Source organism: Thauera phenylacetica B4P (assembly GCF_000310225.1).
In the GTDB taxonomy this organism is placed as follows: Bacteria; Pseudomonadota; Gammaproteobacteria; order Burkholderiales; family Rhodocyclaceae; genus Thauera; species Thauera phenylacetica.
On record NZ_AMXF01000217.1, the window covers coordinates 1 to 6,788 of the forward strand.

Consider the following 6,788-nt stretch of genomic DNA (forward strand, 5'->3'; position numbering starts at 1 on the left):
CGCTGCGGCGGGCGCGCGCGGCAGCGGCCTGGCTCGCGCGCTCGGGCCGCGTTGCGTTCGTTCTCGGTTCGCTCCCCGTTCGCTTTGCGCCTTTCGCCCGCAGCCTGCCTGCCTTACACTACGCGGCTTTTCAAGGGCGGCCTCCGCCGCCCGCACCGCAACCCGCCGGAAGACGCGCCCATGTCCATCAAGTCCGACAAGTGGATCCGCCGCATGGCCGAACAGGCCCGCATGATCGAGCCCTTCGCGCCGGACCTGGTGCGCACCAACGACACCGGCCGCATCGTGTCCTACGGCACCTCGAGCTACGGCTACGACGTGCGCGTGGCGAACGAATTCAAGATCTTCACCAACATCAACTCGACGATCGTCGACCCCAAGGACTTCGACGCGCGCAACTTCGTCGACTTCACGGGCGACGTGTGCATCATCCCGCCGAACTCCTTCGCGCTGGCGCGCACGGTCGAGTACTTCCGCATCCCGCGCAGCGTGCTGACCGTGTGTCTGGGCAAGAGCACCTATGCGCGCTGCGGCATCATCGTGAACGTCACCCCGCTCGAGCCCGAGTGGGAGGGCCACGTGACCCTGGAGTTCTCCAACACCACGCCGCTGCCGGCCAAGATCTACGCCAACGAAGGCGTGGCGCAGATGCTGTTCTTCGAGTCGGACGAGGTGTGCGAGACCTCGTACAGGGACCGCGGCGGCAAGTACCTCGGCCAGACCGGCGTCACCCTGCCGAAGATCTGAGCGCCTTCGCTTCGCACGACTTCTTCCACGGGGCCGCCTGACGGCCCCTTGTGCTTTCTTGAACCACTTTCGGTAACGCGCGGGCAATCTTCGGAGTACACTGCCGGTTTTACCCGGCCCGCAAGGACCCGCTGGAGACGACCAGGATGAGATTCCACTTCCCCATCATCATCATCGACGAGGACTTCCGCTCGGAGAACACCTCGGGACTGGGGATCCGCGCGCTCGCCAAGGCGATCGAGGAGGAGGGCATGGAGGTGCTCGGCGTCACCAGCTACGGCGACCTGACCTCCTTCGCGCAGCAGCAGAGCCGCGGCTCGACCTTCATCCTGTCGATCGACGACGAGGAGTTCTCCTCGCCCGAGGCCTCGGCCAAGGCCATCGCCGACCTGCGCGCCTTCGTCGTGGAGATCCGCTTCCGCAACGCCGACATCCCGATCTTCCTGCACGGCGAGACGCGCACCACGCGCCACATCCCCAACGACGTGCTGCGCGAGATGCACGGCTTCATCCACATGTTCGAGGACACGCCGGAGTTCATCGCGCGCTACGTGGTGCGCGAGGCGAAGAACTACCTCGATTCGCTGGCGCCGCCCTTCTTCCGTGCGCTGGTGCACTACGCGGCCGACAGCTCGTACTCGTGGCACTGCCCGGGGCACTCGGGCGGGGTCGCCTTCCTGAAGAGCCCGGTGGGGCAGATGTTCCACCAGTTCTTCGGCGAGAACATGCTGCGCGCGGACGTGTGCAACGCGGTCGACGAGCTCGGCCAGCTGCTCGACCACACCGGCCCGGTGGCGGCCTCGGAGCGCAACGCGGCGCGCATCTTCAACTGCGACCACCTGTACTTCGTCACCAACGGCACCTCGACCTCGAACAAGATGGTGTGGCACACCACGGTGGCGCCCGGCGACATCGTCGTCGTCGACCGCAACTGCCACAAGTCCATCCTGCACTCGATCATCATGACCGGCGCGGTGCCGGTGTTCCTGACGCCGACGCGCAACCACTACGGGATCATCGGCCCGATCCCGCTGGAGGAATTCTCGATCGAGAACATCCGGAAGAAGATCGAGGCCAACCCCTTCGCGCGCGAGGCCAGGAACAAGAAGCCGCGCATCCTCACCATCACCCAGTCGACCTACGACGGCGTGGTGTACAACGTCGAGGCCATCAAGGACCTGCTCGACGGCCAGATCGATACCCTGCACTTCGACGAGGCCTGGCTGCCGCACGCCGCCTTCCACGATTTCTACGGCGACTACCACGCGATCGGCGCCGACCGCCCGCGCTGCCGCGAGTCCATGGTCTTCGCGACCCAGTCCACCCACAAGCTGCTCGCCGGCCTCAGCCAGGCCTCGCAGATCCTCGTGCAGGACTCGCAGACCCGCAGGCTCGACCGCGACATCTTCAACGAGGCCTACCTGATGCACACCTCGACCTCGCCGCAGTACGCGATCATCGCGTCCTGCGACGTGGCGGCGGCGATGATGGAGGCGCCGGGCGGCACCGCGCTGGTCAACGAGTCGCTGTCCGAGGCGGTCGAGTTCCGCCGCGCGATGCGCAAGGTCGACGCCGAATTCGGCGACGACGACTGGTGGTTCCAGGTGTGGGGGCCCGAGTTCCTGGCTGAAGAGGGGATCGGCACCCGCGACGACTGGACGCTGAAGGCGGGTGAGGGCTGGCACGGCTTCGGCAACCTGGCCGAGGGCTTCAACATCCTCGATCCGATCAAGGCCACGATCATCACCCCGGGCCTCAACATGGACGGCGACTTCGCCGAACACACCGGCATCCCGGCGGCGATCGTCACCAAGTACCTGGCCGAGCACGGGATCATCGTCGAGAAGACCGGCTTGTACTCCTTCTTCATCATGTTCACCATCGGCATCACCAAGGGCCGCTGGAACACGATGGTGACCGAGCTGCAGCAGTTCAAGGACGACTACGACCGTAACCAGCCGCTGTGGCGGGTGATGCCCGAGTTCATCGCCAAGCACCCGCGCTACGAGCGCGTCGGCCTGAAGGACCTGTGCGACCAGATCCACAGCTTCTACAAGGCCAACGACGTTGCCCGCCTGACCACCGAGATGTACCTGTCGGACATGGTCCCGGCGATGAAGCCGGCGGACGCTTTCGCGCGCATGGCGCACCGTGAGATCGAGCGCGTGCTGATCGAGGAGCTCGAGGGTCGCGTCACCGCGATGCTGGTCACGCCCTATCCGCCGGGCATCCCGCTGCTGATCCCGGGCGAGCGCTTCAACGCGACGATCGTGCGCTACCTGAAGTTCGCGCGTGACTTCAACGCCCGCTTCCCCGGCTTCGAGACCGACATCCACGGCCTGGTCAAGGGCGAGGACGGCCGCTATCACGTGGATTGCGTGAAGGGCTGAGTCTCGTGCGCAGCGGGGGTGGGTGAAACGACGAGGGCCGCGGGATGCGGCCCTCGTCGTTTCATGCGGTGCTCGGGGGCGATGCCGTGGCCGCGCTCAGCGCCGGCGGTAGCGCACGAAGTCGAAGGCGAACGCGTGGTCGGCGTCGGCGTGGTGCGCCTCGCGGCGCTCCTCGATGAACTGCGCCGGATCGAAGGCGGGGAAGTGCGCGTCGCCGTCGACGTCGGCGTGCACCTCGGTGAGCTCGAGGCGGTCGGCGCGGGGGAGCAGCTGGGCGTACAGCTGGGCGCCGCCGATCACGAACAGCGTCGGCGCCTCGCCGGCCGCGGCGATCGCGGCCGCGGGATCGGCGAAGCATTCGGCGCCTTCGGCACGGAACCCGGGGTCGCGGCTCACCACGAGGTTGCGCCGTCCGGGCAGCGGGCGGCCGAGCGACTCCCAGGTCTTGCGCCCCATCAGGATCGGGTGCCCGAGGGTGAGCGCGCGGAAATGCTGCAGGTCGGCCTTGAGCCGCCAGGGCAGCTCGTTGTCGCGGCCGATGGTGCCGTTGCGCGCGACCGCGGCGATGAGGACGATCTCGAGCCTCTTCATACCGCCACCGGCGCCTTGATGTGGGGGTGCGGGTCGTAGCCCTCGAGCGCGATGTCCTCGAAGCGGAAGCCGAAGAGCTCGCGCACGGCCGGGTTCAGGCGCAGCGTCGGCAGGGGGCGCGGGTCGCGCCCCAGTTGTTCGCGCGCCTGCTCCAGATGGTTGCTGTACAGGTGGCAGTCGCCGCCGGTCCACACGAAGTCGCCCGGCTCGAGCTCGCAGACCTGCGCGACCATGTGGGTCAGCAGGGCATAGGAGGCGATGTTGAAGGGCACGCCGAGGAAGATGTCCGCGCTGCGCTGGTAGAGCTGGCACGACAGGCGACCGCCCGCGACGTAGAACTGGAACAGGGCGTGGCAGGGCGGCAGGGCCATGGCGTCGACCTCGCCTGGATTCCACGCCGAAACGAGGTGGCGGCGCGAATCCGGGTTGCGGCGGAGGCTCTCGACCACGCGCGCGAGCTGGTCGACCGTGCGTCCGTCCGCGGTCTCCCAGCGCCGCCATTGCTTGCCGTACACCGGGCCGAGCTCGCCGTCGGCGTCCGCCCACTCGTCCCAGATCGACACGCCGTTGTCCTTCAGGTAGCGGATGTTGGTGTCGCCCTGCAGGAACCACAGCAGCTCGTGGATGATCGAGCGCGTATGCAGCTTCTTGGTGGTGAGGAGCGGGAAGCCGTCCTGCAGGCGGAAGCGCATCTGCCAGCCGAACACCGACAGGGTGCCGGTGCCGGTGCGGTCGGTCTTGGGGTCGCCGTGCTCGAGCACATGGCGCATCAGGTCGAGGTACTGTCGCATGCTCGCTCCCGGTAAAAAGGCGTGATTCTACTGTGCGGGCGGGCAGTCTGCGCTGTGATCGGGCCGGCGGCGCCCGATGTCGCATTCGTCATGGCGGACAGGCGGTGGACACCGCCTTCCGCGCTGGTTCAGAATGTGGTCAAACGTCGCGCGCTCCAGCGATTTTCCCATCCTGGGAAGCTCGGGCGCGGCTTGCGCGGAGAATGGCCTTTGGATCAGCCCAGAACGCTCGACTACACTCCCGCCGGCGTGCTCGCCGGAGGCGGGAATCCGGTTGTGGGGCTCGAGGCGGCGACGGCGACCTTGCGGGCCTTGTACAAGCCGGGCAGTTCCAAGACCGAAGTCGCCGGACTTCACGTGGTCTCCAGTTTCGACGATGCCTTGCGCGAGGCGGTGGAGCGCTCCGCGCCGATCGGCGTGCGTGCCCTGGGTGAGCCCGCTTCGGCGCATGACCACGCATGGTGGGTGCGCTGGCTGGCGGGAGTGCGTGACGCCTGGATGGCGGTGTGCGACGGCTATTGGTGCCTGTCTCCGTCGAACTCGGTGGCCGGCTCGGAGGAGACCCGCCTGCGGCTGGCAAGCGGCGTGGTCGAGGCCTTGAAATGGTCCGCTTGCGATCGCTTCGGCCCCGACGACGTGCTGTGGGCGCGCATCGGCCAGCTCTTCGCCGCATCGACGGAGGCGCGCGATAACGTAGTCGGTGGCGACGTCCACAACATCGGCCGCGAGTATCTGCGCGCGGTCGCGCACTACAGCATCAATCTCGACCAGGTCGAGCTCGAGATGGGGATCGCGCTCGGCCACGTCGTGGACATCTGCCTGCCCTTCCTGTCGCTCGATCGCCGTGCTGCCGACGTGCCTCAATATGTGGTGATCCCTGAGGAGGGTACCATCCCGGTCCGCCAGATGGGCAAGCATCGGGAGGGCGAGTGGCGCTTCGCTCCCTGGGCTGCGGGGGAGTTGCTGGCCGAGTTCTCGCGGCAGCTCGCGCGCTCGATCGTGCCCGCACCCTTCGGCCGTCTCCCGCTCGAGCACGCGCGCGCCGCCGTGGAATACCTGCGCATGCAGTGGTCGAAGGCGCCACCCGTGCGCACGCGCCGCCGATACCTGCAGGACGCCAGCGCGGACATCGCGCGTGGGCTGCACGCCTGCGCCGCGGTCATCGGTGGCCAGCCGCTTCCGGTGCCGCGGAACTGGAGAGTGGTCGACTTCAGTCGCAGCGGCCTGCAGATCGTCGCCAACAGCGATCCGACGCGGGCCTGGCCCGATATCGGCGAGCTCCTTGGCATTCATTTCGTGGATGGAGAGGGCTGGCAACTCGGCATCGTGCGCCGGCTGCGCATGTGGGCGACGCATGCCGGCCTGGGCATCGAACTGCTCGCACGATCGCCCTCGCTCGGGGTGGTCGATGATGGCCGCAACAGCATCGACAGCATCCTGTGCGACGTCCCGGCCAAGGGCGAGGCCCTGCGCATTCTGATGCCTGCGAACGCGCCCCCGCTTGCCGAGCCGGTCTTCGTGAAGACGTCCGGGACGGTCTGCAAGTTACGCTCGCTGGGTGTCCTGCGGCGTGAAGCCGGCTATCAACTGCAGGTGTTCCAGGTGCTGTGAGTTCCTCGGTGGGCGCCGCCGGGTTCGATGCCCGCAGCGTGCCAGCCTTGGAGGAATCGATGCCCGCCCGCCGCAAAACCGCCCACCGGCGCGCCAACTTTGCAGCCGTTCCTGCAGGAGCGCCGGCAGGCGCGAACGGGCGCGGCGGCGCCCTGCATGGGTTCATCAGTATTTTTGCTGTTTTTTGTGCTTGACCGTCGGGTTCGGGTGTCTATAATGCGCACCTCTTCCAGCGCAGCGGTGCTTGAACGCAAGCGCAGCGGTGCGGGGAGGGAGGAGGCGGTGGGGTGTTTCGGGGTCGGGTCGTTCGGGTGTTTGCCGGGGCGGCGCGAAAAAAGATCTGCGAAATGCTTGACAGGGTGATGTAGGTTCTACATAATCTCGCTTCTTCGCTGCGGCAACGCAGCGATTCTTTAAAAACTTGGACAACCGATAAGTGTGGGTGCTTGGTTGTTGCGGTCGGCGACTTCGGTCGCGGAAGTATCGCAATGGTTGGTGCTCATGCTGATGAAAGTCAGTTATTTGAGTACTTTGCTGGATTGAACTTAAGAGTTTGATCCTGGCTCAGATTGAGCGCTGGCGGCATGCTTTACACATGCAAGTCGAACGGCAGCGGGGGCTTCGGCCTGCCGGCGAGTGGCGAACGGGTGAGTAATGC

The 6,788-nt window shown here is 66.8% G+C and carries 5 protein-coding genes and 1 rRNA gene; 4 read left to right on the forward strand and 2 right to left on the reverse strand.

Features of this window, described 5'->3' with window-relative positions:
• The first annotated feature begins 180 nt into the window (after nt 1–180).
• A complete protein-coding gene (gene dcd / locus C667_RS18595) occupies nt 181–747 on the forward strand; it encodes a dCTP deaminase (RefSeq protein WP_004375521.1) in 567 nt (188 codons plus the stop codon).
• A 146-nt stretch (nt 748–893) separates the two neighbouring features.
• Complete coding sequence (locus C667_RS18600) at nt 894–3,137, forward strand: arginine/lysine/ornithine decarboxylase (RefSeq protein ID WP_004375523.1); 2,244 nt, start codon at nt 894–896, stop codon at nt 3,135–3,137.
• Between the two features lie 96 nt (nt 3,138–3,233).
• Here the strand turns inward: C667_RS18600 and C667_RS18605 are convergent, their stop codons facing one another.
• Complete coding sequence (locus C667_RS18605; RefSeq protein WP_004375525.1) at nt 3,234–3,728, reverse strand: dihydrofolate reductase; 495 nt, start codon at nt 3,726–3,728, stop codon at nt 3,234–3,236.
• Nucleotides 3,725–4,519: a thymidylate synthase gene (locus C667_RS18610; protein ID WP_004375527.1), complete on the reverse strand. Its 795-nt coding sequence runs from the start codon at nt 4,517–4,519 to the stop codon at nt 3,725–3,727. Before C667_RS18610 ends, C667_RS18605 begins: the two co-directional genes overlap by 4 nt.
• A 54-nt stretch (nt 4,520–4,573) precedes the next feature.
• Between C667_RS18610 and C667_RS18615 the strand changes: the two genes are divergently transcribed.
• Both C667_RS18615 and C667_RS18620 read left to right on the forward strand, forming a co-directional pair.
• Nucleotides 4,574–6,130, forward strand: coding sequence for a hypothetical protein (locus C667_RS18615; RefSeq protein ID WP_245538500.1), 1,557 nt, complete (start codon nt 4,574–4,576; stop codon nt 6,128–6,130).
• Nucleotides 6,131–6,671: 541 nt separating this feature from the next.
• Nucleotides 6,672–6,788, forward strand: a 16S ribosomal RNA gene (locus tag C667_RS18620); the annotation flags it as partial.